22 protein-coding genes are annotated in these 25,847 nt (G+C 64.0%); 12 read left to right on the forward strand and 10 right to left on the reverse strand.

Annotation, left to right across the window (positions count from 1 at the left end; translation table 11 throughout):
• Window positions 1-103 precede the first annotated feature (103 nt).
• The gene (locus OHS82_RS28555; RefSeq protein WP_328434801.1) at window positions 104-2,332 is read right to left on the reverse strand and encodes an AAA family ATPase; all 2,229 of its coding nucleotides are present in this window, start codon (window positions 2,330-2,332) and stop codon (window positions 104-106) included.
• 555 nt (window positions 2,333-2,887) lie between these two features.
• Between OHS82_RS28555 and OHS82_RS28560 the strand changes: the two genes are divergently transcribed.
• Together OHS82_RS28560 and OHS82_RS28565 are read left to right on the forward strand one after the other, a co-directional pair.
• Window positions 2,888-3,424 carry a hypothetical protein gene (locus tag OHS82_RS28560; RefSeq protein WP_328434802.1) on the forward strand — a complete coding sequence of 179 codons (537 nt, stop codon included), beginning with the start codon at window positions 2,888-2,890 and terminating at the stop codon, window positions 3,422-3,424.
• Window positions 3,421-4,959 carry a terminase large subunit domain-containing protein gene (locus OHS82_RS28565; RefSeq protein ID WP_328434803.1) on the forward strand — a complete coding sequence of 513 codons (1,539 nt, stop codon included), beginning with the start codon at window positions 3,421-3,423 and terminating at the stop codon, window positions 4,957-4,959. Before OHS82_RS28560 ends, OHS82_RS28565 begins: the two co-directional genes overlap by 4 nt.
• A gap of 92 nt (window positions 4,960-5,051) precedes the next feature.
• Here the strand turns inward: OHS82_RS28565 and OHS82_RS28570 are convergent, their stop codons facing one another.
• Window positions 5,052-5,900, reverse strand: a complete 849-nt coding sequence (locus OHS82_RS28570; protein WP_328434804.1) for a hypothetical protein — start codon at window positions 5,898-5,900, stop codon at window positions 5,052-5,054.
• Between the two features lie 137 nt (window positions 5,901-6,037).
• On the opposite strand from OHS82_RS28570, the gene OHS82_RS28575 reads away from it, so the two are divergent.
• The gene (locus OHS82_RS28575; RefSeq protein ID WP_328434805.1) at window positions 6,038-7,864 is read left to right on the forward strand and encodes a hypothetical protein; all 1,827 of its coding nucleotides are present in this window, start codon (window positions 6,038-6,040) and stop codon (window positions 7,862-7,864) included.
• Between the two features lie 253 nt (window positions 7,865-8,117).
• On the opposite strand, the gene OHS82_RS28580 is transcribed toward OHS82_RS28575, so the two are convergent.
• The 4 genes from OHS82_RS28580 to OHS82_RS28595 all read right to left on the reverse strand — a co-directional run bounded on the left by OHS82_RS28580 (window position 8,118) and on the right by OHS82_RS28595 (window position 14,894).
• The gene (locus OHS82_RS28580; RefSeq protein ID WP_328434806.1) at window positions 8,118-8,528 is read right to left on the reverse strand and encodes a hypothetical protein; all 411 of its coding nucleotides are present in this window, start codon (window positions 8,526-8,528) and stop codon (window positions 8,118-8,120) included.
• A gap of 81 nt (window positions 8,529-8,609) precedes the next feature.
• Window positions 8,610-12,071, reverse strand: a complete 3,462-nt coding sequence (locus OHS82_RS28585) for a DEAD/DEAH box helicase family protein (protein WP_328434807.1) — start codon at window positions 12,069-12,071, stop codon at window positions 8,610-8,612.
• An 80-nt stretch (window positions 12,072-12,151) separates the two neighbouring features.
• Window positions 12,152-13,336: a restriction endonuclease subunit S gene (locus OHS82_RS28590; RefSeq protein ID WP_328434808.1), complete on the reverse strand. Its 1,185-nt coding sequence runs from the start codon at window positions 13,334-13,336 to the stop codon at window positions 12,152-12,154.
• A 40-nt stretch (window positions 13,337-13,376) separates the two neighbouring features.
• The gene (locus OHS82_RS28595) at window positions 13,377-14,894 is read right to left on the reverse strand and encodes a type I restriction-modification system subunit M (RefSeq protein ID WP_328434809.1); all 1,518 of its coding nucleotides are present in this window, start codon (window positions 14,892-14,894) and stop codon (window positions 13,377-13,379) included.
• Between the two features lie 185 nt (window positions 14,895-15,079).
• On the opposite strand from OHS82_RS28595, the gene OHS82_RS28600 reads away from it, so the two are divergent.
• From OHS82_RS28600 to OHS82_RS28620, 5 genes are all read left to right on the forward strand, one after another.
• Window positions 15,080-15,766 (forward strand): hypothetical protein, encoded by a 687-nt coding sequence (locus OHS82_RS28600; RefSeq protein ID WP_328434810.1) that lies wholly within the window; start codon window positions 15,080-15,082, stop codon window positions 15,764-15,766.
• Between the two features lie 186 nt (window positions 15,767-15,952).
• Window positions 15,953-16,366: a head decoration protein gene (locus tag OHS82_RS28605; protein ID WP_328434811.1), complete on the forward strand. Its 414-nt coding sequence runs from the start codon at window positions 15,953-15,955 to the stop codon at window positions 16,364-16,366.
• 13 nt (window positions 16,367-16,379) lie between these two features.
• A complete protein-coding gene (locus tag OHS82_RS28610; RefSeq protein ID WP_328434812.1) occupies window positions 16,380-17,423 on the forward strand; it encodes a major capsid protein in 1,044 nt (347 codons plus the stop codon).
• 412 nt (window positions 17,424-17,835) lie between these two features.
• Window positions 17,836-18,162 (forward strand): hypothetical protein, encoded by a 327-nt coding sequence (locus tag OHS82_RS28615; protein WP_328434813.1) that lies wholly within the window; start codon window positions 17,836-17,838, stop codon window positions 18,160-18,162.
• A gap of 6 nt (window positions 18,163-18,168) precedes the next feature.
• Entirely contained in the window at window positions 18,169-18,984 is an 816-nt protein-coding gene (locus OHS82_RS28620) for a hypothetical protein (RefSeq protein WP_328434814.1), read from the forward strand.
• 414 nt (window positions 18,985-19,398) lie between these two features.
• Here OHS82_RS28620 and OHS82_RS28625 read toward each other — a convergent pair whose 3' ends face one another.
• Window positions 19,399-19,557, reverse strand: coding sequence for a hypothetical protein (locus tag OHS82_RS28625; RefSeq protein ID WP_328434815.1), 159 nt, complete (start codon window positions 19,555-19,557; stop codon window positions 19,399-19,401).
• A gap of 118 nt (window positions 19,558-19,675) precedes the next feature.
• Between OHS82_RS28625 and OHS82_RS28630 the strand changes: the two genes are divergently transcribed.
• Window positions 19,676-20,095: a hypothetical protein gene (locus OHS82_RS28630; protein WP_328434816.1), complete on the forward strand. Its 420-nt coding sequence runs from the start codon at window positions 19,676-19,678 to the stop codon at window positions 20,093-20,095.
• Window positions 20,096-20,160: 65 nt separating this feature from the next.
• Entirely contained in the window at window positions 20,161-20,655 is a 495-nt protein-coding gene (locus tag OHS82_RS28635; protein WP_328434817.1) for an HNH endonuclease, read from the forward strand.
• Between the two features lie 68 nt (window positions 20,656-20,723).
• On the opposite strand, the gene OHS82_RS28640 is transcribed toward OHS82_RS28635, so the two are convergent.
• Complete coding sequence (locus tag OHS82_RS28640) at window positions 20,724-20,954, reverse strand: hypothetical protein (RefSeq protein ID WP_328434818.1); 231 nt, start codon at window positions 20,952-20,954, stop codon at window positions 20,724-20,726.
• A 747-nt stretch (window positions 20,955-21,701) separates the two neighbouring features.
• On the opposite strand from OHS82_RS28640, the gene OHS82_RS28645 reads away from it, so the two are divergent.
• Window positions 21,702-23,057: a hypothetical protein gene (locus OHS82_RS28645; protein WP_328434819.1), complete on the forward strand. Its 1,356-nt coding sequence runs from the start codon at window positions 21,702-21,704 to the stop codon at window positions 23,055-23,057.
• 32 nt (window positions 23,058-23,089) lie between these two features.
• On the opposite strand, the gene OHS82_RS28650 is transcribed toward OHS82_RS28645, so the two are convergent.
• Window positions 23,090-23,305, reverse strand: a complete 216-nt coding sequence (locus OHS82_RS28650; RefSeq protein ID WP_328434820.1) for a hypothetical protein — start codon at window positions 23,303-23,305, stop codon at window positions 23,090-23,092.
• Between the two features lie 1,585 nt (window positions 23,306-24,890).
• Window positions 24,891-25,244: a DUF6233 domain-containing protein gene (locus tag OHS82_RS28655; protein WP_328434821.1), complete on the reverse strand. Its 354-nt coding sequence runs from the start codon at window positions 25,242-25,244 to the stop codon at window positions 24,891-24,893.
• Window positions 25,245-25,553: 309 nt separating this feature from the next.
• Between OHS82_RS28655 and OHS82_RS28660 the strand changes: the two genes are divergently transcribed.
• The gene (locus OHS82_RS28660) at window positions 25,554-25,739 is read left to right on the forward strand and encodes a hypothetical protein (protein WP_328434822.1); all 186 of its coding nucleotides are present in this window, start codon (window positions 25,554-25,556) and stop codon (window positions 25,737-25,739) included.
• The last annotated feature ends 108 nt before the right edge of the window (window positions 25,740-25,847 follow it).

Raw genomic sequence — 25,847 nt, forward strand, 5'->3', positions numbered from 1 at the left:
GTCTGTCGTCATTCGCCGCCCCGGTTGCGTTCGCGTGTTCCCGATCAGAGCGCCAGTAGCTGGTGGCAACGACATGCGAGAGGCGGCCGCATTCGAAGAATCTTCATTTTCGCTTCCGACGCGCCCGCTGGCGCCGATGCTCGGCCGACTGATTTTTAACCCGCTGCTGGTTTTCGTCCGACTCACCGGTTCGAACCAGTGACATAAATTCCCTCGCGTTTACATGGAGGGCGAGCTGTCCGGGGGCGGGCAGATTCGACCGTCCGAACTGGCTGGCTCGTGACAACGAACTGGTTTCAATAATGGCTTTCATCGAACGCACCCCGTGCTTGTAGCGGGGCACGTGCAAGAATGCCCTAAGGACGCCATCATCGATATCGATATTTCCCTTGTCATCCACGAGCTTCGAAAATCCTTCAAGCCATGTGCGAAGGAGAATAGCCCGTCGTATTACGTGGTATCGATCACCCTTCCCGGCGTTTGTTCCCAGGAGATTTACGTGACCGCGTATTCTACTCATGAAATCAGGCCCTTTTGCGGCCTCAAAATCACGCCGCCCCTCGAAGGCTTCCAAACTATGAGAGGTGCCTCCGGCGAAAACAAACAGTGCCCGGCCAATCGGGTGCTCAATTTCGCCCTGTCGAAATTTCCCATCCTGCATAGGGTACAAGAAGTGTCGAACCCACCCAAGATCTCTCTCGTGAAAGGCGTCAAACTCGTCCCAAAATGCCACTGGGAATTCACCTCGGAGCCCAACATCTCTTATAACATGAAAGGCGCTCAATAGATCGCTGGCCGATTCGAATTGCGATAGATTGAATTCCAGGAATTTACGAGGAAGCTGCAAAGAGTCGACCACTTGCTTTACAGCATACGATTTTCCGCTTCCCGGAGCTCCGAAAACAGCTATCGAAACCGGCTCGGGAGTACGCCTCACAGGTCGATTCCAGTATGCTCGAACAAGGTTTCTTATCGATTCATAGCTCTCGATTTCTTTGCGATCTACGGTCACCAGGTTCGCGTATTTGCCAATCGGGACATTCGGTAGAGCAAAGTCCATTCCATACTTGACAATCTTCTCCGCCGTCGCGATATCTTGCGATAGCCATTCTCCAAGCATCGACCATTTGGGAGAGCGAGCAGGAGTGATATTCTGAACTGGCTTCGGGATATGCACTATGCCGAAGGCGTCGACTTTACCGCCCTTTGTTATTTCTTTTGATACTCTCTTTATTTCTCTTGTTACTATCTGTATGGGGAATCCGATTGCGGGCATCCCTCCCCGAGTTTTGCCGTCCGTCTTGTAGCCCTCGTTGTAGCCGACTCGCACGGCATCAAGAGATGCTTGAATCGCCGTATCTATATGGGGAGGAGAGGAAGGGTCAGAGCAGTGCTCCATTAGCGCCTTGGAGATGGCAGCTGTGAGTGTTGTTGTGAATCCCCACATGCCGCCCTTCCTGTACGTTTCCGCGCCTTCCATATTTCGACGGTCGAAATACAACCTGAAGTCATCTTGACCGCGATCGTAGAGGAGTACTCCGACCGGTCCGAAAGAAATTATCAAATAGCGGCAAGGGGGGAGTTGGTCTGGCTTGAGTATCGCATGTACGCAATCTTCCGCAGTCCTTTCCCATGAGAGATTCTTGCTTATTTCAAGTTCGGGGTCATGCCGCAAATCTTCCGCGGTTGTGACGATGATTAGGCGGTCAAGGCGTGACTTACTTCTCAGTCTTTCCCAGAGTTCTCCCCCGGCTATGCCCCCACTAGTTCCTGCACCGTAGCCGGCTTCGACAATGCACCAAGGCGTGTGGCCCGTGTCATCTTCTATTGATCGCGGCCAGCAGCGTTCGTCGTGCGCATCTCTGTAACCGACGCCCGCATCCTCTAGAACAACTATGTCAGGGTTAGTTGGGTCGTCTGGGATTACATAGTCGAGGTGTTGGTCTTCCGGCGATGAAGGAGTGAGCCCTCCGCAAGTGACTGGACGGGGGCTATAGCCTTGAATAAAAGCCTGTCGCCATACGGGGTCCTTGTCCGCGTCTGGTTCGCAATTCTTCAGGGTCACGAAATAGTGATTGTACTTGTTGAAGCTCTTATCGTCGAAGGGCTCTCCCCAGTCTGGTGACGTCACATAGAAGCCTCTCGGTTTGAGTTCCCGAAGTATGCTGCTCAGCAGCCAAGCCCCTCCCTCCAACGGCCTGACCTTTACCCTGTCCTGGTCGTACCATTTCCCGACGGGATCTCCGGATGGCTCTTTGGCTGTGCTGGTAAGAGCCCAACCGATGACGACATCTCCTGATATGACGATGCAGTGCTTGTCGAGCGACGTCATCGCTTTCGCCCCTAAGGTCACTACGGAACGTACATTGGCCCTACCGGCACCAAGAGGCCAGAGAAGCCCTGCTTTCTAAGGGTGCTCCGTTGTACATCCTCTGTCAATTTTTTGAGAATTACTCAGTGGCAGGAAGGCGGGATTGTACATAGGGTTCCTGTATCCTGCATTCGGAGCGCGGTCATCACTTAAAGCCACGATGTCTCGGCGGCGACCGGTCACATGCCCTTACCTAGGCCGCCATCTCGCCCGTAGCCCCCTCCTGTTTTCGATCACCTGCCTGCCGCCCTGCCAGAGCTCGAAATAGGTACGGTGAAGGGGTGTTCGGTGTACGTGTTATTGGCAGGGAACAGCAGATCGGAGACCTGCAACGCTTGCCCAGATGCATCGCGGGCAATGACCAGGATCCTGAGGGCGGGCGTGTTGGCAGGCGGGCCCAGAAGCTCGGCCGCACCCGCTCCGCCTCACGCGTCCTCTGGCACCAGGCCAGTCGCAACGAAGTGGGATCATGGGCTCGGGCGCGGGGGCGCACCCGAGCTGTGAAGGACCCCCGCCGTGGGACGCCCCGACAAAGCCGCGCGTGCGGCCATAGCGCGCCGCCGCTCGGACGCCATCGATCTACGCCTCGCCGGCGTGGACTGGTTGACGATCGCCCGCAAGCTCGCTGCCGACCCGACCGTCAACTCTGACGGGATCGCCTACCCGCAGGGCTACGGAGTCGAGCGGTACCGCAAGAACCAGGACCCGCCCACCAATGAGGCCCTGATTCACGCCGCCTGCCGGGACGTCCGCACAGCACTCACCGACCGTCGCGCCGAACTCAACGACGACGTGGACGAGTTGCGCGCGCTGGAAGCCGACCGCCTCGACCGGCTGTTCTTCGTCGCCTACAAGAAGGCCGTCCGGGACCAGGACCTCGCCGCCATCGACCGCACCCTGCGGATTATGGAGCGCCGCGCCAGGCTGCTCGGCCTCGACATGCCCGTCCGCACGGAACTGTCCGGCCCCGACGGCGGACCGGTCCAGGTCGAAAACGTGACCGTCGACGAACTCGACGCCCTGATCGCGCTCACCGATCCGGACGGCGCATGACCCCGCGCGACCACGAAAGCGTCATCGCCCACTACAAGACCCTTCCACCAGCGCAGCGCCGCATCATCGCGCGGGCCGCATCTCCCAGTCTGCGCGCTGAGTTGGTGCGCGTCGAACGCCAACTCGCCATGGACCACTCCCCAGGTGCACTCGCCGCCGTCCTCACCGGTGGGCGCGAGATGCAGGCCCCGCACCTGGACCTCATCGACCAGGCGTTCATCGACATGGCCGCAGGCCGATGCGATCGCGTCATGCTGACCATGCCCCCGCGACACGGCAAGAGCCGACGGGCCTCTCGCTGGGCGCCCCTCTGGTATCTGCGGCGCAATCCCGGCCATCGCATGATGATTGCCAGCTACTCCGCCGACCTGGCCGACGACCACGGCCGGTGGATCAGGGACGCCATCAACACCTGGGGCGATGACCTCGGCATCCAGCTGAAGGCAGGCAGTCAGGCCGCCAACAGGTTCGACATCGTCGGCGGCGAAGGTGGCCTCCTCGCGGCTGGTATCGGCGGCGGCCTCACCGGACGCGGGGCGCACATCGCCATCGTCGACGACCCGGTCAAGGACATGGCGGACGCCGACAGCCCGACCATGCGTAAGCGCGCCTGGGACTGGTGGACCTCGGTACTGCAGACCCGACTCGAACCAGTCGGCGCCATCTGCCTCATTCAGACCCGGTGGCACGAAGACGACCTCGCCGGACGCATCCTCGCCACCGAACGCGACGCCTGGCGGGTCATCGACCTGCCCGCCATCGCCGACAGCCTCGACGACCCGCTCGGCCGCGCTCCTGGTGAGGCGCTGTGGCCCGAACGCTTCGACGTCACCCACCACGCCAAGACCCGCAAGCGAGTCGGCGAGCGCGTCTGGGCCGCCCTCTACTTGCAGAAGCCCCGGCCGCCAGAGGGAGGCGTCTGGAAGCGGGAGTGGATCGAGACCGCCCGCATCAACGCCGTCCAGTTCTCCGGCCTCGACATGGCGCGCATCGTCGTCGCCGTGGACCCCGCCGGCGGAGAGTCCACCGTCGGAGACGAGACGGGCGTCATCGGCGTCGGCCGCGACTTCGACCGGCAGCTGTACGTCCTGGCCGACCGATCTGGATCGATGGGCGCAAACGACTGGGGCCTGGCCGCATGCCGTCTCGCCCTCGAACTCAAGGCCGACGCGATCGTGGTCGAGAAGAACTACGGCGGCGACATGGCGCGGCAGATCGTCACCCAGGCATGGGAGCAACTGCGCCGAGAGGGCGTCACCAAGGGGCTCCTGATGCCCATGATCCTGGAGGTCACCGCCAAGGTCGGCAAACGCCTGCGGGCTGCCCCCGTGGCCCAGCTCTACGAACAGCAGCTCGTGCGCCATGTCGGCGAATACACCGAGCTGGAAGGCCAGATGGTCACCTGGGTTGAGGGAATGGACAGCCCCGACCGCATGGACGCCGCCGTGCACGGACTGACCGAACTAGCCGACCCCGATCAGCTCGACACTCTGCCCACCGACACCGATGACGACCGATTCGACGGCCGCCGCTGAACTCGCGAGGGCAGACGTACGACCGAAAACGGCCCCAAGAGGAAACGGCCCATGAAGAAATGGCCCACGGTGGCCTGCCTGGACTTGCCGATCTACGGGCTGTTCCTCTCCACGCGCAGCGGCTCGTCAGCGAACAGGCGGGCAGCGAAGTCCTGTGCTTCCGGGAACGTGGAAGACGTCAGTCGCAGCCCGGCGTGAGCCATCACCGTGACAACGCGCTCTGCCAGTTCCATGTGTTCTGCGTCCGGAACGCTGCTGAGGTTGAGGGAGAGCCAGACCCGCGTGTCGTGGCCCTGCGAGACGAGTACCGGACCCTGCGGGGGAGTGCAGGAAATCGCCGCGTCGGTCAGCGACTGGACGACTTGGTCCCGTAGTTCGGCCGTGGTCCGCTGGTCGACCGCGCGTGTCGCGGCGTAGATCGCGGCGCACAGTGCATTGGCGGCGGGGACTGCCGCGCTGACGGAGATGGTGAACGGTCCCATGGTGACGGAGTCGGTGACCGGGTCGTAGCCGAAACTCCAGAAGTCGCGGGCTACGTCGCGCGGGTCAGCAACTTTTCGGGCGTCTCTCTGCGGTCCGCTGCCCCTGCCGAGGGCCCAGTCCTCGAAGTGGGTGAGGCCGTCGCGGACGTGCTTGATATTCGGCAGGGCATCAAGGAAGACCTGCTCGGCGTCATCGAGTGCGCTGATCACCGCGGGATCCACGCCGAGATCTGTGAGAGCGATCCGTTCGAGCTTGACCGCGGCGAGGAGCTGGCGCAGAGCGACGACCAGTGTCCGTGCGTCGATCTGCCGGGAGCTGAACCAGCCGACTTGGACGTCGGCACCGTGCATGCGTGCCACGGTCAAGGCGACCGTGGCACGCAGCCAGCTCGATTCCGAGAGCGCGATCGAGTACGGATTGTCCGCTGGGGACCAATCATCCGGCAGATTGCTGTTCATGACGGAATCTTCGACCCGGGAGGCTTCGGCTGCTAGGAATTTCCGGATCCCGAGGCGCTGGGAACTGCGGAAGTCCGACGTAGAAGACGTCTCGTAGGCTGGAGGCGCGGCGCGGGGCCGACTGCCGGAGGGGCACTGTGGGCCTGCGCGAGCTGATCACCGACGTCTGGAGCTGGCTGGACTACAAGCCAGCCATGGCCGACCCGCGCCGACCAAGGCGGAACACCTGGGCGGAACTGACCCGTTCCTGGGTGCCGGACGAGGACTTGCGACGCCTGGCCGCCTACCGGCTCCTGGCCGCGTACGACTCCAATCAGGCCGGCCAGGTCGCCGCCGTGACAGGCGACGACGAGGCGGGTATCGAACGGAGGGAACTCGGCGACGCCTCCAAACTCGTCGACACCGCGCTCGGCTACCTCCTCGGCTCCCAGCAGGTCATCAGCGTGGCGGGCGCGGAGCACACCGACGACGAGCCGACCGCCGAGGCAGCCGCGGCGCTGGCCGTCCAGGACAAGCTGAGGGCCTGGGCGGAGAAGGAAATGCTGCCGCTGCGCCTTCAACAGGCCGAGAGAACCGCGATCCTGCTGGGCGACGCCGTCTACACCCTGGCCTGGGACCCGGGGAAAGGCCGGGTCCTGCTGCGCACCTGGGACCCGGGCCTGTACTTCCCGGAGTGGCCGGAGGACGGCGAGCAGGACGGTGCCGAGTTCCCACTGCGCGTTCACCTGGCGTGGGAACTGCCCGAGGACAAACGGCGCGGTCTCAAAGCGAGGCTTCGGCGGGTCACCTACGAACTCGGAGCTATTGGACCGGCCAGTCGGCGCGGCGCAGCAAAGGACGGAAGCCCGACGCGCGAGTACCTGTACACCGAGAGCGGCGACCCGGTCCTGGTCACGGGCGACGCGCGCAACGCCGACACAGGACTCATCACCCGCACCTACCCGTGGGCACCCACCCGGCGCTCCCCGTGGACGTGCTACCTGACCGACGCGGAATGGGACCTGGATGATCTTAAGTACGCCGACCTGCTGTACGACCTGCCGATGCACAAGGCTCGGTACCGGGTCCGCTCGGATGGCGAAGTCCTCGACAGGCTCGACCTGATGACGGACTTCATACCCGTCATCCACATCACGAACAGCATTCCTGGCAGCGGAGAGCACTGGGGCAAGCCCACCGTGGCCACCATCCTCCAGGCCCTCGACGAACTGTCTGCCACGGACACCGATAGCTCTGGCGCTTCGGCTACCACCGGCTCGCCCATCATCGGTCTGGCCGGGGCCCGACTGCCCATCGACCGCGCCACCGGCCAGCCGCTCCCGATCAAGGTACGGGCCGGGACGGTTTGGCAGCTCAATGACAACGGGCGCATGGACGTGCTCGACACCTCGGCCCAACTCGCCGAACTGCGCGCCCGCGTCGACCACATACTTGACCGAATCGCCGCGAACAGCCGCCTCACCGCCGCCGGCCTCGGCACCCTCGACCCAACCGCCCTGCCGTCCGGGTACGCGCTACAGCTCGCACTCGGCCCGCTCGACTCGCTGGTGGCCGCCATGCGCTTGGCCCGCAACCACAAGTACGTTGTCCTGCTGCGCATGGTGCAGCGCCTCCATCAGGCCGGGCAGGCCGAAGCCTGGCCCGCGGGGGAGTCGCTGCCCGCACGGCTGATGTGGGGACCGCACACCCCGACAGACCGCGCCGCCGTTCTTGACGAGGTGGTCAAGGGTGTCGGCGCCGGGGTCCTGTCCGTCGAGACCGGCGTCCGGATGCTCATCGATGCCGGATATCCAATCGACGACGCGCAGACAGAGATCGAGCGCATTCAAGCCCGCGCCTTCGAGGCCGCAGCCCGCCTCGCTGACGCAACGGGCGACAGCGCCGCCGTGCGTGAGTACCTCGGACTGTCCGAGGCCGATTCCGATGTCCCTTCGGTCCCACTCGTGCCCGCTACCGATAGCTGATGGAGAGGATGCCTCCGGGCGTCAGGCATGTCATACCGTCGAGCTGATCCAAGGGAGAGTCCTTGACTGTGGATCCCGCGCTGCTTGATGCGCTCTTTCCTCAGGCCGGCCTGCCTCTCAACGGACAGCAGCCGCAGCCCCCAGCTCTGTTTGGGGGCTGCGGCATGCCCACCGCGGAGCTGCCGTCGTGTCTGGCGACCGCGTGCTTGGTCTCGGGCCACCTGAGACTGGATCCTAAGTATTCTCACATCCACTACTGATGGCGGAGGGACTGCAAGAGCCCCCCAGTCTCGTCGACTACCCAAAAGCTCCATCCGTTGCGGTTGGGATTCACGCTGGGGTTGACGGCCTGTAGTACGGCGGCCGCCGCACCGCTGGGTGTCTTGTAATGTCCAGCACCCGGCCCATCGGTGATAGTTAGGCTCCGGCTGACCGGGTCGAATCGGCCCATGATCTTCTTGCCCCCGTACAGGGCATGGACTAGGACATCCTTGTCGGACGCCGATGTCGCGGCTGCGCTTGGCGGAGGCGCGGTGGGTGCCTGCTGGAAGTGGTCGACGAGGCGGCTGACCGCCTCACCTTGCGAGGTCCCCCAGGCGCGGGCCAGCAGTGTGATCTGGGTGTAGGTGGCGCTGTCGAGTGAGACAGCGTGCTGTTCCGTCATGCGTGGAGCTTAGCGCATGTTAGGGAATGTGGGAACTTCTGTAGTGCGACTGCCGCCGTCGTTCGAGCGTCTCGATTCTGATCAGGCCGCGCCTTCTACAGCGACGGCGGTAGAGCGGATCGAGTGGATGACGGACACCATGACGTCCACCTCGGCCTCGGGAAAGATCGCCTCGGGGCCGGTCGGGGCGAGCGCGGTGAACGGAGACTCGTACAGAGCGTCGACATCTATCGTGCCGTTGCGTGCGAGGTAGTCGATCAGCTCGTTGACGAAGCGGAGTTGGTTGGCTGTGAGCGTCTTGCGCTGTTGGAAGGTGTCGAAGGCCAGGGCCGCCGCCTCCCGCTCCAAGCCTGTCAGCGACCGTAGGAAAAGGCCGAGGCCCCCCTTGGCGTCCTTGATGTAGTCAATGTCAGCGGTAGTGCCGAGGCCAGCCTCCACGAAGATCTGCTCCAGCTCCGACAGGTCCGTGGCGGTGATCTGCTTGTTGCGCCGGATCTTCTGGACAGCGAGCTGGTCCTGGTGAGTGTTGAGGTAGATGCGGATCTTCTGCTCGAAGCGGGTGAGGTCGGTGCCGATCTCCATGCCAGTGAGCGTGGCGGCGGTCAGTTCGCCGAGCTCGTCCTCAAAGTCGGTGTAGACGATGCCGCGCTTGGCCTTCTCAATCAGACGGACGAGTCCGCGCAGTCGGCGGCGCATGGTCTCGAGCAGGGGCAGCGTTACGTCCTGCCACCACTCGTCGCCTGCGACCTCGTCGAGCAGGAGCTGCTGGGCCTTAATCGCGGGGATCGTCAGCTGATCGAGCAGGGTGGACGCGATCTCCTGGACCTGGTTCCGTAGGCGCGTAAAGCCCGGATCTCCGTTCGCGACGGCGAGTTGGAGACGTAGCGCGAGCAGGTCGAATCGTTTGGCCTCCTCGCCGGAGTCGTCCTTGTCGCGGAAGGCGGTCGGAAGTCCGGCCAGATGATCGATGACCTGGCCGTGCGCGTCGGGCGTGAACGAGAGCCAAGCATCGAAGTCGGCGAAAACCTCGACCTGCTCGCGGTGCGGGCGGACCAGAAAGTTCTCTGGGCTCATCGCCGTGACCTCGTCGTGCAAGCGGGTGGCAAGGTCCCAGCGCAGGCCGGAGTCGCTGATGGTGCCGTCCGAATCGGGGCGTACAGCGACCTCTGCGGCTTCCGCTTGACCGTGCGCTGTTGCGCCGTCGAGGGCCAGGAGCAGGTCGGCACGACGCTCGAAGATCCGCTGACTCAGCGAAGGGGCAACCTTCCCCTCGGCGCGCATCAGGTTCTGATTGAAGAATTCGATGTTCTGGCAGAGGTCGAAGACCAGGAAGCCGTCCTTGCTGCGGTTCGGGCCGAACAGGTCGGGCGCGAGGCGGGTGCCGCGGCCGATCATCTGCCAGAACTTGGTCTTGGAGCGCACCAGCTTGAAGAAGACGAGGTTGACGACTTCGGGGACGTCGATGCCGGTGTCCAGCATGTCCACCGAGATAGCGATCTGGGGAAGCTCCGCCGCATCGGAGAACTTGTCGATCAGGCTCTGGGCGTACTCCTTGCGGTAGGTGATGACCTGCGCGAATGCGCCCTTGAGGTGCGGATAGTTCTTGTCGAACCGTTCGGCGATGAACTCCGCGTGGTGGTTGTTGGCGGCGAAGATGATGGTCTTGCCCAGCTTGTCGCCGCCGTCGACCTTCAGGCCGTGTGTCATGAGGGTCTGCAGGACCTTGTCGACGGTGTCGGCGTTGAAGAGGTACTTGTTCAGTTCCTCAGTGGTGATCTCGTCAGGGATGTCACCGTCCTCGCTCCACTCCGTCTCGTCCCACTTCTCTTTGTCCTCGTCGGACAGGTCGTCATATTTGATGCCGCCCCGCTGGAACTTCAGCGGGACGTCGACGGCCCGCGGCGCCACCAGGTAGCCCTCGGACACCGCCTCGTCCAGGCTGTAGACGTCTGTGGGCACGCCGTCCTCAAGTTCGAAGCGCCGATAGGTGTTCCGGTCGACTTCGTCCTTGGGTGTCGCCGTCAGGCCGACGAGGAGCGCGTCGAAGTAGTCGAAGATCGCGCCGTATCGCTGGTAAATCGAGCGGTGTGCCTCGTCGATGACGATCAGGTCGAAGAAGCCGGGGCCGAAGGGGCGGCGGCCCTCGGCGTCGGTCTGGTCGATCAGATTCATCATGGTCGGATAGGTGGAGACGAACACCCGCGCGTTGGGGTCCTTCTCCTCCAGCAGGTTGACCACTGGGGCACCGGGCAGGTGCTTCTTGAACTCGTTTGTGGCCTGCTTGACCAGGGCCTTACGATCGGCAAGGAAGAGGATGCGCTTGGCCCAGTTGGCGCGCATCATTAGGTCGCTGAGCGCGATCACGGTGCGGGTCTTGCCGGAGCCGGTCGCCATCACGAGCAGGGCGTGGCGCAGCGAGTCCTTTTCGAAGGAGTCGGCGATCCGCCTTATCGCACGGGACTGGTAGTGGCGGCCGGCGATCTGCTCGTTGATAGGCAGCTTGGCGAGGTTGCGACGGCTGGCCCGGCGCTGGACCAGAAGACGCAGCTCATCCTTGGTGTAGAAGCCCTGAACCTCACGAGGCGGGTAGTTGAGGTCGTCGAAGAGGTAGGTGTCATAGCCGTTGGTGTAGAAGATCACCGGTCGTTGGTTGAACTGCGATTCCAGGGCATCGGCGTAGAGCGTCGCCTGGTACTTGCCCTGCTTCGGGTCGCGGGTGGTCCGCTTGGCCTCGACGACGGCCAGGGGCTTGCCGTCGTCGTCCCACAGAACGTAGTCGACCTTGCCCCTACCGGAAGGCGCGGCCGAGATGGGCAATCCGGTGACCGGATACTCACGGTCTCTCGGCTGATCCAGCGCCCAACCGGCCTCCTTGAGGAGGAGGTCGATGATCAGGGTGCGGGTCTGGGCCTCGTTGTAGTCGTGAGTGTCCGGCTTCGCTTCGTTCGCTGCTTTGGCCGCCTTGATCTGCGCGCGCAGCTGGGCGATCTCGGCGTCGAGGTCCTTGTTCTTCTTTCGCTCGGCGGCCAGCGCGGCATCCTGCGCGGCGTACTTCTCGGCCTGGGCCTTCAGCTCGGCCTGCTTCGCAATCCGAACCTCCGCCGGGATAGGCCGAGGTATCAGCTCCGTGTCGAACGCGAGCGTGGACGCCGGCAGTTGGGCCTGGTCGCGGGTGTAGGTACGAGCCATCCAGTACAGGACTTGGAACAGCTCAGCGACCGTGCGCACCGCATCCTTGGGAGCTACGGGCGTCTTGCGGTGCACGGCAACGTTACCCTGCCTACGGATCACATCCATCTTCGCCCGAATCGCAGGTCCAGTCGCCTTCACTAACGTCGGCTCAGCAATCAGCGCCGCCAGGTCATCGTGGTACGGCAGCTTGAGGGTGTCATCCGCCTCGAACAGCCAAGTCACCGTGAGTTCCAGCACCCGGCGTGCGTAGAACGCGGAGGCCCTCGGATCTGCATACGCTAGACGCTCGGCATGGACGGCCTCGCGGTGCAGTTCAGGCCACTCGGCCTGGAGGAACCCGAAGTTGCTCACAATAAGTGACCTTCCACTGATGTCAGGTGAGGTGATGCCGGGTGTAATTGGTGCGGTATAACTCCCCGATCCGGGGCGTTCTAGGCGCCTGGCCAGAGCTCGCCTCGGAACGCACGGTGTTGCAGGCAAGCAAACAAACCGTCGAGCTCAGCGAGATGTGCACGATGGAGCTCTCGGAGTTCACGCCCTAGCTTGATGCGTTTCGCGAACTCCTCCTGCAATTCAATAGGCGGACACGGGGTCTCAAGCGATCGAACGTCGTCGAAATTTAGTCCAGCTTTCACCCCTTGACGATTTCTGCCTAGGATCTTTTCGTGTCCAAATGGGCTTTCCAGAAAGGCGGAGAGGAAGTGCGGGTTCAGGCTGGTTGTACGCAGAATCGAGAGATGCTGATTAATGAACGCTTGATCGAGCTCGCCAGGAACTACAGCCGTTCGCCCGAGGTCGGCTGTGATGCTCAACAGCACGTCTCCGGGCTGGACTTGAGTTCGCCGAGCTTCTGCCGTGTCAGGGGGGTTAACGTAGGCAACGTCATCAAGTAGAAGTTCCCCTCCGCGTACATTCTGAATCCGCAGAAATAGACTTCCCGGCTCATCTACGTAATGGGCAGCCCAGCCGCGCGATCCACTGGTCAGGAACTCGAGCATTTCGCCCAGGCGCGCTTTAGGCCATCGTCGATAGATTTCGCTTCTGTCGCCGAACATGTCGATAAAATTCGACTGGGTGAAATCGTCAAGGAGAGCGATGGCCTTGCGGCGCATTTCCCTAAGTGCGTCCACTTGGTCCAGTAGTGCAGCGATTTGCTTCTGCACGAAAGCTGGAGGGACGGGAACCGGGAGCGAAGAGAGTTCCTTTACGTTAATCTTCGGGAGGAGGTTTCTCCCTTGGTTCTGTGCCGCCGCCGCAGTGAACTCCGGAGTGAGCATCCAGCGATGCAGATAGCCGGGATCTAGCTCCGTGTTGATCGGATACATGTCGGCGCTACACACGCCATCAAAATCAACAAGCGCGGCCTTCGCAAGGTATGGCCTAATTTTTGAGTAGAGGATCTGACCGGCGTAGAACCTATTCTTCACACTGCTGACCCCGTCTGCAGCAACGGTCGAATAGGGCAGAAGGCGACCGGTTTTTGCCTCGATGTGATTCGGCGCGATGTGTGAAGCGTTTGGATAGTCTTGGGGCTTGACGAGATCACTGACGACCCGGGCTACATTTCGGAATTCTTCCCACTGCCAGCCCGGGGGGATCTGAAACAATTCCTTCACTGTGCTTCCCCCTGTCCAGCAACGATGATTCGAAGAGTCATCACAGGATCCCCTTCAACTCGTTCATCCCTCGCTGGATCTCTGTCTCGATTCGGGACAGTTCATCCATGATTTCGCCCGGTGCCCGGTGTTCGATCTCCTCGTGGAGGATCTCCTTGTACCGGTTGAGGCTCAGGTCATAGCCTTGTGCAGCAATATCATCCTTGGACACGCAGAAGCTCTGCTCGGTCCGTGCCCGTTCCTGCTCGCTGCCATTACGGCGCCGCCAGCGCGCCAGCACATCGGGCAGATTGTTCTTCGTGTGCTCGTTCTCAGTCAGCGCACCATCGCCGACGAGCGGCCCGAGCTTGTCTTCCTGCAGCAACGGTGCGCGCTTGTCGTCGAGGCTCCAGCCGTCCGCTGTGACCTCGTAGAACCAGACGTTGTCCGTGCCACCGCTGTTCGTCTTGGTGAAGAACAGAATGGCCGTAGAGACTCCCGCGTACGGCTTGAAGACGCCGCCTGGCAACTTCACCACTGAGTCCAACTTGTGGCCCTCAACGAGCAGCTTCCGCAGGTCTTTGTGCGCTTTGCTGGAACCGAACAAGACCCCATCTGGCACGATGACCGCAGCTCGACCGCCGGGCTTGAGTAGGCGCAGGAAGAGGGCGAGGAACAGCAGCTCGGTCTTCTTGGTCTTGACGACCTTCTGCAGGTCGGCCGCCGTCGCGTCGTAGTCAAGGCTGCCGGCGAAAGGCGGGTTGGCGAGGATGAGGGAGTATCGGTCGGCCTCGCCAGCCGCGCTCTGTGCAAGCGAGTCGCGGTAGCGGATGTCGGGGTTTTCGACCGAGTGCAGCAGCATGTTCATGCTGCCGATGCGGAGCATGGTGCTGTCGAAGTCGAACCCGTGGAACATGCTCTCGTTGAAGTGCTGCCGCTGGCTCGGCTCGAACAGCGCCTCGCGGTGGGTGCGCTCGACGTACTCGGCAGACGCCACTAGGAAGCCAGCCGTACCGCACGCCGGATCGCAGATCTCATCGCCCGGCTGCGGGGCCATCATCTCCACCATCAGCTGGATGATGTGCCGGGGCGTACGGAACTGGCCGTTCTGCCCGGCTGTGGCGATCTTGCCAAGCATGTACTCGTACAGGTCGCCCTTGGTGTCCTTGTCGCCCATGTCGATGCCGTTGATCATGTCGACGGCCTTGGTGAGCAGGTTCGAGGTCGTGATGGTGAAGCGTGCGTCCTTCATGTGGTGCGCATAGGTGGACTCCTCGCCACCCAGCGTGCGCAGCCAGGGGAAGACGCCGTCCCGGACTCGAGTGAGCATGTTCTCGGGGGACTCGTTGATGAACACGGACCAGCGCAGGACCTGGGTACCGTCCGTGTAGATCGGGTTCTCGACGGGCCGCCCGGTGCGATTGGCCCTGTTCTCCTTGGCCTGCTCCAGGATGTCGAGGCGCCGGATGAACATCAGATAGGTGATCTGTTCGATGACCTCCAGCGGGTTGGAGATACCTCCAGACCAGAAGGCGTCCCACAGTCGATCGATCTTGCTCTTCAGCTCACCTGTAATCACGGATGCAGGCTAGCGCAGCCCTCTGACACGAGCGGGGCGCCCCCAGAATCGTTGGTGGTGGTGCCACGACTTTCAAAGCAAGGCATCTGGTGGCGTTACAGCCCCATAAGGAAACGGCCCGCCCCGCTCCATCGCTACACTGATCACCGGCGCGGGGGCGCTGGAGACCTGTGGATGGTTTACGCATGATGCGCCCTTCGCTCCCCAACCCGCTCGAACCGGTCGGGCACCGCCGTGATGGGCGGCCGATCTATCCCGTTCTCGGGGCCTCGCCCGAGGCTGACTCCAACAAGCCCGGTGACGAGGACGGTGCCCCGAACGGCGGCGTCACGCAGGAGGATCTCTCGCGGCTGCTGGCTCGCGAGAAGACCCAGGGCGGCCGGGCGGCTGTGAAGAAGCTGCTCGGCGACCTCGGGTTCGACAGCTCCGAGGCGCTGACCGAGTTCATCACGACGAAGCGCGACGCCGAGCAGGCTGAGCTGACCGAGATCGAACGCCGTGAGCAGGCCGCTGAGGAGAAGCTGAGGTCAGCCGAGACGCGCGAGGCGCAGGCCTTGGCCAAGGAGCGCGCCGCCATCCGGCGTGCTGCCCTCGGCGGACTCGGCGCGACGGGGGACGACCTTGATGACGCGGTCCTCTTGATCGACCGTGCCCTGCACGATCAGCCCGACGCCGACGAGGCGGCTGTCGCCGCTGCCGCTGAGCAACTCAAGGAGCGGCGCCCCGAGTTGTTCGGCCAGGCCCGGGAGACCGTGCCGCCCGCTCCGGGCGGATCTCCCGCCGGCGGCCCGCCGAAGCGCGGAGGCATTCCACCCCGGCGCGGAGCGGCGGGGCTCGAAATGGCCCGGCGGCGAGGGCTCATCAGCGACTGACCACGTCCACGAGACATGGCCGGGGGACCACGCCCCTCAAACCGTGGACGCCCTTCCGGAAGCCGGTCGGGCTGATCAGGGACCACGCCCTGGCGCAGCTCGGCCGTCGTCATTTCGTGGACACCGCCCCTTGCAGCTCGCGCCGGGTGCGGGAGGAATCCGATCCGCACCCACGAGGGAGACATCGTGAGCGACTACCAGGTCCTCACCACTGTCACGACGGTCACCGACGACCGGACGTGGCTCGCTTCGCTGGACGGCGTCCACGAAGCCCAGACGATCACTGTCGACACCAGCAAGCTGACGGCAGGCACTCACTACACGGCGGGCACCCAGAACCAGCCCCGCCACATCATCAAGTCCGGGATCCCGCTTGGGAAGATCACCGCGTCTGGCCTGTACGCCCCGTACAACTCCGCTGCGAGCGACGGCACCCAGATCCTCGCCGGATTCCTCGTTGCCGAGACCGCGTTCACCCCCGGTTCCGCGAAGACCGCAGGCGCACTGCTGTGGCGTGGCGAGGTGCAGCCGTCGAAGCTGCCCGTCGCTTTCGCGCCTCCGGCCGCCGCGAACACGACCGCGTTCATCCACTACCGGTAAGGAGGCAGACCCCATGGCACTTGAGAAGCTTCTTGAGGCGATCGTCCCCGAAGACATCCAGGCGTTCATCCGAGCGATCACGACGCCGGAGGACTACCTCCTCACACGCGAGGTGTTCGCCGAACGCAACATCGACAACGTCAAGTTCCGTACGAAGAGTAGCAAGCGGCGCGTCAACGCGGCGAAGTTCCGAGCGTGGGAAGCCGCGCCGACGCTCGCCAGGCGGCGTGCCGAGCAGGTCATCAACGAAGGCATGCTGCCCTGGGTCGGCCAGGAACTGCCCTTCTCCGAACTCCAGATCATCCTGTCCGCCGTCGACCGCGGCCAGGACACCAGCGAGTTCCTCGACCTGCTCTACGACGACCTCGAACAGCACGTGGAGGCCACGAAGGCCGCCATGGAGATCGCCGCCGGACAGATGCTGTCCACCGGTGTGGTGTCCCTGCCCGGAGTCGCCCTCGACGTGGACTGGAAGGTGCCGGCCGCCAACCGGCCGATGGTGGCGGTGCCGTGGTCCCAATCGGATGCGGCCACCCCGATCACCGACGAGCTGGCGTGGATCCATTACCTGAAGAGCATCGGAGCGCCGCGCCCCGAGCGGGTCATCAGCTCGGAGAAGGCGCTGTCGCTGCTCGGGTCCACGGCGGAGTACCGGGCGGCCTTCCACAACTCGCCTTCCACCGAGCAGATCCCGAGCGGAATGCTCGCACCGGAGGAGGTCAACCGGGTCCGCGCCAAGTACAACCTGCCGCCCGTGACAACCTACGACGTGCAGGCGTACGACAGCAGCGACAACCTTGTGCGCACGACCCCGGAGTCGCTGTGGGCGATGATCCCGCCCCGCCGCGAACAGTGGGGCGAGACGCAGTACGGTCTGACCGCTGAGGCGATCGAGCTCCGCGGCAAGGGAGTCATCACTGCCGAGGAAGCCCCCGGCATCGTGATCACCACCCACGTGCAGACGCGCACCCCAGTCCAGCTGTCCACGATCTCCGCTGCTGCTGCGATGCCCGTGCTGTACGTGCCGGACATCCACATCGCCGCGACGGTCTTCTAAAGGGAGCTGGTCATGGCGAAGTTGGCGCGCACGGTGTTCGTACGAGATCCCGAGCAAGGCCCGATCCGGCTGGAAGCGGGGGAGGAAGTTCCCGAGCGGCTCGTCCTGTTCATCCCGAACCCGGCCGCGTGGTCAGGGGAGGCTCCTTCTCCTGAGGAGGACACCCCGAATCCGACCGGCCCGGACAGTGAGGCGGGACACACGCTCACCGTGGCGGATCCTGCCCCGGAGCCGGAGCCGGAGCCGGAGCCGGAGCCGGAGCCGGAGCCGGAGCCGGAGCCGGAGCCCGTCAAGGCTCCGAGGCGACGCACCGCGAAGGCTGCCGGTGCAGGTGCGTAGGTGGCGGCACATCACGAGTGAGGCTCGGCGCCGTCACGGTGTCGAGCCTCGCCTCGTACGACAGGAGCACCCGATGGACATCGCAGTACGAGCCTGGCTGCTGGCTCAGCTTGGCCCTACCACGGACACCGCCGACCTGGACGCACGCTATGCGCGGCTGACCTCCGCTCGCGCTGTCGCAACCGAGGTCCTGGCCGAACGGCGCGCGAAGCTGCTCGCCGACCCGCTCCGCATGACCGTGGACGGCGTGGTCACCATCGACCAGAGCAACAACCTCGCAGGGCTCGAACGCCAGATCACCGCGCTCGTGGACCTGGTCGCGCCTGACGAACTGGCTGAGGGAGAGGAAAGCACTGACCTCGTGACCGCGCCGCTGCTGCCTGCTCGACGGGGCCGGTAGACCGGCATGCCGTACGAGTGGCCACCGCTGGTACCCGGAGACCCGGACGAGATCGCACGCCGCGTGGCTGGCGTACTCGAGGACGCTTGGCAGCGACTCGCCGCCAAACAGCGCGCCGTCCTCGCCCAGTTCGCCGACAACCTGAGGACGCCGCACACCGTGGCGACGTTGGAGGAGTTCAAGCAAGCGATCCGCGCCTTCCGGCAGCGCGTAGACCAAGAGGCCCGGCAGTTTGTCCAGCGGCAGTTACCTCACCTGTACGCCGCAGGGGCTCAATCCGCAGCCGAGGCCCTCGACGTGACCTTCACCTGGACCACGTTCCACCGCGACGCTCTACAGTCGCTCGCGGCCGACTCCTACGCCGATTTCCTGCGCCGTTCCCAGGAAGCCGAGCGAATGGCGAACCAGTTCTATCGGGCGGCGCGAGAGGCGGCCCGCCGAGAGGTGCCCCTGCTCGCGGCGGGCAATATAACGGCGAAGCAGGCCGCGAAAAATCTGGCGGACAAACTCGCCACTGAGCACAAGCTGACCCACGTTGTCTACCGCAACGGCGCTCGCGTTCCGGTCCGCTCCTGGGCCGAGGCCGCCACCCTCGCCAAGTCGGCCGTCGCCTACAACGCCGGCACCCTCAACCGGAGCCGCCAGGCGGGCGTCACGATGGTCGAGGTCTTCGACGGCCTCGACTGCGGCTGGACCACCCATCAGGACACCGACAAGGCCAACCGCACGGTGCGGACCGTCGAAGAAGCTGCCGAGTGGCCCATCTCCCATCCGCGCTGTCGGCGGGGGTTTGGCCCACGGCCGGATCTGACGTCGGTCTGACCGCGCATCACGGACCTCGACAAGTCCGTTGACGAGCGGAGGGCCGTCGAGCTGGAGCACCTCGAAAAGCTGCTCTTCGTCGCCTACCGGCAGGCTGTAGGGGTTACGGGACTAGCGTCCGACCTGGTCAGGGCCAGGAAGCCATGAATTACACACATTGCTGAACGACGTCAAGTTTTAAGAGCCGGAAAGGTACGTCGACGCATCCTCAGTTGCTCTAGGGTGTGATGGAAAGCTAGCTGGTCGCGTCCCGCAGTCTTCACGAGCGGATCGGGGGCACCGACGCTCTGGGGTGTCGGTGGCTGAGCCTGAGGGTTCGTGGAGCTCTGCGGGCGTGACCAGTCGGCTGATGCGAGAGGGGCGCCGGTCACCCTTACTTTTCCAGGGTCAAGGCGACCGACGCCGGGAACCAGGCTAGGAGCGGTGGTCGTAGACCACGATTCCCAGCTGGACCAGGATGGCCCCGACCTTCACCAGGTCGGGCCATCCACTCTTCTGCGCCGCAGAGTTCGCGCGGTGCTTGTGCTTAGGTCGAGACTTCGACCTCGCGCGGCTCTTTCGGTGCTGTGCCATCCAGCCTCCCTATGGCCGCCGTCGCGAGTTGCGACGTGGGACCACTGGAAGGCCGGTCAACACGTAGTCGCGACGATATACAAGCAACCTCCTCGACGCTCCCAACTCCCTTTTTTCTGTGGACAGATGGCGCCTTGTGGATAACGACGGCGCCCTTGTACTGTCCGCGATCATGGGGAGACAGGGGAGATGGGTTGCAGCCCTCGTACTGGTTGCGGCTCTTGCTGGGGGAATTGCGGGCTGTGGCTCGGAGGAGTCGGCGCAGGAGCGTAGCGACCGCATCAAGGCCGAGGCGCAACAGCGGGTCGACGAGTGGATTGATGTCCGCAACGCCGGCACTACAGCCGGGGAGTTGCTGAGGGACACGGCGCTCGCTCGCGGCGGCACGTCCCCGGTGGAAGCTGTACCGGGTGAGGCGGAGTGCCGTGCCGAGTGGGAGCGACAGGACCTCGACGAGAAGTACGGCCAGGACCTCGTGGCCTCCTGGGTCGCCGGATGCACGGACGTGGACGTGGCGGTCCCCACGACTTCAGGGTGAGGCGCCGTCGGCGGTTCATGATCTGGGAATGGCTCGCAGTGCTTACGGCCAACAATGGCGAGTGCATGTACTGCGGTGACCGCTCACAGACCATGGACCACGTGATCCCATTCGCCGACGGAGGAGCGGATGAACTGACAAACCTCGTGCCGGTCTGTCACGACTGTAACCGGAGAAAGACGGACAAGACTCCTCCGGCCTGGTTCATCGGGATGGACCTGACGATCCGCTGGTCCGGCAACGGCACCCCTCAAGGGCGAAGTGGGCACGGCGACGGCATCATGAGCCTCCGAGAGATGTACCTGTCGGTCCACGAAGAGGTTTTGGGCCTGCTCGACGACCTGGACACGGTGGCCGCAGAAATCGCTGATCCGAAACGCCGAGAGTGGTTCGAGACCCGGTATCGGCTGTACGGCTACCCCTCTGCGTCGTACGGGGTGCCGAGGGCACGGAAGCAGACCGAACAGCGGATCGCCGATGCGAAGGAGAGGGGTTATCCGAGCGTGGACGAAGAACTCGCCCGCAGGATGACGCAGAGGGGCCTCTCACCAGCGGACTGAGACGGCCAAGGCGGTCAGGGACGGGGGCTATCTGGTACGGGGGTCCCGCGCCTTGGCGCGGCGGGGCTTCAACCTGCCCAACCCATGTCGTACACCTCGATCCCGCCGAGGTACGAGGTGAACGCCACCCATGACCGCGGCCCGAACACCACAGCCCCATCCCAGCCACCGAGCGGAGGCCACGCCCGGGGCCGGACCAGAACCGCAGCGATCACCTCCATGACCTCCTGGCGGCCGTGCTCGGGCAACTCGTTCAGTACCTCCTCGGCCCGAACCGCCAAATCCACCTCGTACGTCATGCGCACCCCCGTGCTCGTGATCATCCTGGAGCAGCAACGTACGGTGCGATGGCGAAGCGCGTGACGGCCTGTGGATAACCGCAAATGCCTGTGGATAGCTCACCGCAACCGCGTCACCGCGACAACGGCGTGCCGGGTCGTCTCGGCCAGCACCTCCACCATCAGGTCGACGACCACGGCCGTGTACACCTCACCCGTCCCAGAGACGCCGTGCGCCCCGGCTCAGAAAGGGTCAGCTGCGCCGCGACCTGGGCAGCCAACTGTGCACCGATGGCCCGGGTCAGCCGGACTCGCCCGTCCGGCAGCCGTACGACGAGCGCCCTCGGGCGGATCGCCGGCCCCGTGTAGCCGACCACAGCAGCGTCGGTCGTCTCCGCGTGCCTGACCTTCTTCCACGACGAGGCGCGCCCTGACCGGTACGGCGACGTCCCGAGCTTCGCGTTCCCTGTCAAGTTCTGCGTGTGAGACTGAATGGTCGGCATGTGGCTCTTCGCTGCTGCACGGCAGGGCTCACGTGCTCCTCTCCTGCGGGGGACGATGGCCCGCGGTTCGGATGGCTGAAGGGCCCTGTGGCGGCGGGGTCTGTCCAGTCCGATCCGCCCTTCTGCCCTCCGAAGCCACATTTAGTTCTGAGGGTTGTGCGACCAATGGGTGAGTTACAGGGCGACATGGTCCGATTTCGCAGAGCCTCGCCCCAGTCGCGAATACGGTGGCACCTACCTAGATGATACGAATCGGGAGTCAAGGATGACGGAACCCTCGGCTGGCGCTGACGACGGCGAGCCGTTTGAGGTATCCGGTTCCCCTCAAACAGCCGTATCGCAGGTGGAGTTCGAGGGAGTAAATGTCTGTCGAGTAGCTGCACTCTCGATGATGTTCGGCGGAGATCGCGAGAGAGTGGGTGAGGTCGCACCCGAGCTCCGAGAGATTGGCTTCTCTGAAAGACTAAGTACCGGACAAAGCACCTGGCAAGCTGCTGATCCTTTGGAACAGTTCCCGGACTTGCGCGAGCAAGAATATAGAGGAGAGGGTCGCAACCGTGTCCGGCTATGGCAGATGCTGAACGAGGAGCCGCAGCCGCAATCCGCCAATGCATTCCTGGTGGCCGTCCTCGGGAGTAATCTCGAACGAGAGTCTGCAGCTGCTGCTGCCGCGCTGTGGCGTGCGAATCTTGGATTCGACCGACTCTCATCGCAGCATCCGGATCTATGGGAATTTTGGCATCACTTGGTCCACATGTGGGGGCCGTTTCGGGGCTTTCCGTGGGAACCCTTCGCGTGGTCACGCCCAGGACCGATCGATTTCGAACCAGGCGAGGATGACCCTCAGGGGGTTCAATGGAATCCTGATCAGTGGACAGAGATCTACGATCGGGCGATGTCGGAGAGGCTTCCTCAGGACCTTGCGGTCTTCCTCATCAGGCTTCTCGTCCTGTGGCGTCTGGACCTGGCTCTGCGGTCACCGGACGCCGTAACCCGCTCACTGGCCATGGCGGCGGTTGCGCCAGTTGACGACACGGGCGGGGTTCCTGCGCCGCCCCGTGGGATTTCTGCGCAGCCAGGGGGGCAGGCGGTCTCAACCATGATCCATGGCACCTTCGCTTGGATGGGCGATTGGTGGCGTCCGGGTGGTGACTTTCATGCGTTCATCCTGCCTCATCGCCCCAATCTCTACAGCCGCGGCGGTAGGTTCAGCTGGAGCGGAGCCTACAGAAACAAAGCCCGCCAGCTAGCGGCGGACGACTTCTGTAAATGGGCATCTGACGAGGCGCCGAATGGATTGCAGACCCTGTTTGCTCACAGCTTCGGCGGTGAGATTGCGGCGCGCGCTGTTCTGACAGGGACACCCCTGAGTGAGCTTGTCTTGCTTAGCAGTCCAGCCACGCGTCTCGTTAAGGCTGTCGTCAGCACGCCTGGTCTTCGGGTAGTGGACGTCCGATTGCGCTTCGACCCCGTCCTGGTCTTGGCACGGACCCGGCAGAGGATTCCTCCCGCCCCTAACCTGACCACAGTTTTCTTTGATCGATGGCGACTCGGCCATGGGGCAACCCATATGGAACGTGTCTGGGCGGAGGAAGACGTGTTCACGCGAGGTCGGATCTAACCGATGGTTCAATGCCCATGTCCTGCCGAGCATCAGATTTCTGCACGTAGAAGACACACCAAATCACCAACGCACCCTCTCAGGTCAGCTTCCACGCCCTGATCCAATAGGGACTTCGCCACTACGCCCTCAACGCCCGTGTTCTGAAGCGAGGCGTACCAGGCCTGCGCCACCGACAGATCGTCCGTCGCCGACACCGCCTGAATCGGCGACGGCGACGACAGCCCGGCAAGCACATCGAGCATCATCGCGCGCCGCTCGACGTACGGCCGCCCGCGAACATCCCCTGTCGGCAGGGCGAGGGCGTCCCAGACGATGTACAGAGCCGGGTGCGCCGGCCCGCGCGGGCGCCGACGCCGCCCGGGACTGCGCCGCCTCGAAGGTGATCCGCTCGCCCACGACGACCACGGCCTCACCGTCCAGGACCACACCGGGCGGCAACTCCATCCCTGGCAGCGCGATGTCCATCCACGTGGCCGTCACATCGCGCTCGGAACGCGCCAGAAGACGCACGCTGTCGGCTGTGCGCCACATGACCGTCCTGTGGCCGTCCTTCTCCAGACAGATCGGTGTCTCATGAGACACCGCGAAACAGAAGCGGAGCAGCCCATTCCGATACGTCTCGCCCTCGGATAGCCTGAGCGCACATGCGTGGCTTCTGCCGTCTCTGCCACGGCGGGAATCCATCTCACCGACCTTCTCGTCGTGGAGGCCTTCGCAGGTCGGTAAGGCGACTCTGCCTGCCCTCATGAGCTGAAGGCGTGCGGCGTCGTCGGACCGAGCCGCGTGGGCCCTCGCAGAGCGAGGGTCGCAGCGGCTCCCGAATCCAAGGCAGCCGCGTGATCACAAAGCTTCTCGCCAAGATCATTTGTGTCGCCGTTTGTACTGGCCTGATCTTCGGCTTCGCGTCCTCCGCTTCTGCATATGAACCGTCCGCGTCCGTAGTTAGCCGGGCGGAGATCCGCCCCTCCGACCCAGCCTCTTCGACGGCATGCCAGGAGGGACAGGGGGCTCAGTCCGACGTCGTGGTGAGGGACAAGACGACGACCGAGCCGAGGCAGGGCTCGACCACTGGCCCGACCCTTCAGGGGATCCTGTGGGTGCTGGCTTACTTGATCTTCCTGGCTCTCATGGCAGTTCTTGCCGCAGTATTGGTGGGCTGGCTCACCCGCAGGTCCGGCTCCAATATCTGGAAATCGATACTGGCTGGACTCGGCTCCGCTGTTGCCCTTGATGGACTGTTGGTCGCCATGACGCCTCAGGTTTTGCAGATGGTCGGGTGTGGATCCTGAGCAATCTCCAGCCGTGCGTCATGTCTCATGAGCCGAGGTACCCAGGCCCTGGCCAACCGGACCACCGCCGGTTACATGCCCGCGACGAGGGCCGTGGGGGCGCGACGATGACGCGGGCTCGACGGTCGGCGTCGCGGCGCCGCATCACATCGTCCAACAGCACCGGCGTACCGGCAGGCAGCCGATGCCGTTCGAGCGACTCCTCAAGCAGGGCGAGATCAACCCCGGCCACGTCCCCAACCCGCCACATCGCCCGGGGGTTGGCGAAGTACAACTGCACAGATCCTCCGAGCCTCGGCGTACGCGGTTGTGCACGTTCGCGTGTACGTCATGAGCCAACGGAGGCGCCCTACGTGGGGTACGGGACGGCTCAGGAGTCACTCAGATGAGACACAACAGAGTGTCTGGAGAACCGTCGAGCTTGATCTTGTACCACCATCCCGGCTGGCGGGCAGCACGGGAGCCAGCTCGGCCAGCGCGACCTCCACGGGGAACTGCACGTGATCAGCCTCCGCCCACGAACGGCCGCCCGCCCGTCGGCCTACTCCGGGATGACATGGAGTGCCGTGTCCGGATTGCAGAACGGGCAGGCCTCGACATGCTCGTACAGCGCCCTCCGCGCCTGGCCTTCGCTGATCGGCTGGATCCGGACGCCTTTCGCCATGGTGCAACCGCCCTGGTGAACCAGCGCGGGCGGGCTCCCGGCACCTATACCCCGCTCCAGAAGCCACTCGGGCGGAGGCGGACGCCGATCCTCTGCCCTCCGCCGTGTGGTCTCCCGGTCCTCCTCGACCGCGATCCATCGATCCAGCTGGGCAAGACTCGCCTGCGCCTGCTGCACGATCACGCGACGCGCGAAGTACAGCAACTCAAGACGAGACGGCACGTCGGTCATGTGTTCGATTCTAGAGACGATTTCGCGTCAGATTCGCTACAGGTGGTCCCGCCAGGGCCTTTGGGTGATCACACAATCTCTACAGGGAAGGCTATAGACCCTCTGACCTGCGACTTTTCCATCGTTCATCCCCGCAGATCGATCAGGCTGAAGATTCAGCCCTAGGGACATGGCTGACGGCAAACCATGACGGAATCAAGGCCGACCTGCACCGCCTAACGTCTACTGCGCAAGCGGACGGGGACCGCCCCGGCCAGGGCGATCCCCGAAACGTCCGCACTCCAACCGCTGCGCGCAGAAGAGAGAGACATGCCTATGGAAGCACAGACGTGGAAGCCCCTCCCGGTCCAGTACAGACGCCCCCGCCTCTACGACTGGCTCATCGCGGGCACGCTCGCCGCCCTCCTCTATCTGGAGCCGCAGGTCCCGGCGCCCATCCCGGCGATCGTCGCCTTCGCGGCGCTCCGCTGCATCCGGTATCGCCGGACTGTCTGAAACGAGGCGGCTTCAGCGTATGGGCCCCGCTGCACTGCGCGGTGGGGCCCTGGCGTGTTCGCTGGCTCGTCGGTCGATGGGTGCTCCGCATCCGGCCGGCGGACGGCA

The sequence above is a fragment of the Streptomyces sp. NBC_00425 genome (genome assembly GCF_036030735.1).
In the GTDB taxonomy this organism is placed as follows: domain Bacteria; phylum Actinomycetota; class Actinomycetes; order Streptomycetales; family Streptomycetaceae; genus Streptomyces.

Bases quoted from the DNA above. Each gene is read 5' to 3' on its own strand.
- OHS82_RS28555 (WP_328434801.1), bottom strand. From the start codon at position 2,332: ATGACGTCGCTCGACAAGCACTGCATCGTCATATCAGGAGATGTCGTC.
- OHS82_RS28565 (WP_328434803.1), top strand. From the start codon at position 3,421: ATGACCCCGCGCGACCACGAAAGCGTCATCGCCCACTACAAGACCCTT.
- OHS82_RS28570 (WP_328434804.1), bottom strand. From the start codon at position 5,900: ATGAACAGCAATCTGCCGGATGATTGGTCCCCAGCGGACAATCCGTAC.
- OHS82_RS28580 (WP_328434806.1), bottom strand. From the start codon at position 8,528: ATGACGGAACAGCACGCTGTCTCACTCGACAGCGCCACCTACACCCAG.
- OHS82_RS28600 (WP_328434810.1), top strand. From the start codon at position 15,080: ATGATGCGCCCTTCGCTCCCCAACCCGCTCGAACCGGTCGGGCACCGC.
- OHS82_RS28610 (WP_328434812.1), top strand. From the start codon at position 16,380: ATGGCACTTGAGAAGCTTCTTGAGGCGATCGTCCCCGAAGACATCCAG.
- OHS82_RS28615 (WP_328434813.1), top strand. From the start codon at position 17,836: ATGGACATCGCAGTACGAGCCTGGCTGCTGGCTCAGCTTGGCCCTACC.
- OHS82_RS28620 (WP_328434814.1), top strand. From the start codon at position 18,169: ATGCCGTACGAGTGGCCACCGCTGGTACCCGGAGACCCGGACGAGATC.
- OHS82_RS28625 (WP_328434815.1), bottom strand. From the start codon at position 19,557: ATGGCACAGCACCGAAAGAGCCGCGCGAGGTCGAAGTCTCGACCTAAG.
- OHS82_RS28635 (WP_328434817.1), top strand. From the start codon at position 20,161: ATGTACTGCGGTGACCGCTCACAGACCATGGACCACGTGATCCCATTC.
- OHS82_RS28640 (WP_328434818.1), bottom strand. From the start codon at position 20,954: ATGACGTACGAGGTGGATTTGGCGGTTCGGGCCGAGGAGGTACTGAAC.
- OHS82_RS28645 (WP_328434819.1), top strand. From the start codon at position 21,702: ATGACGGAACCCTCGGCTGGCGCTGACGACGGCGAGCCGTTTGAGGTA.
- OHS82_RS28650 (WP_328434820.1), bottom strand. From the start codon at position 23,305: ATGATGCTCGATGTGCTTGCCGGGCTGTCGTCGCCGTCGCCGATTCAG.
- OHS82_RS28655 (WP_328434821.1), bottom strand. From the start codon at position 25,244: ATGACCGACGTGCCGTCTCGTCTTGAGTTGCTGTACTTCGCGCGTCGC.
- OHS82_RS28660 (WP_328434822.1), top strand. From the start codon at position 25,554: ATGCCTATGGAAGCACAGACGTGGAAGCCCCTCCCGGTCCAGTACAGA.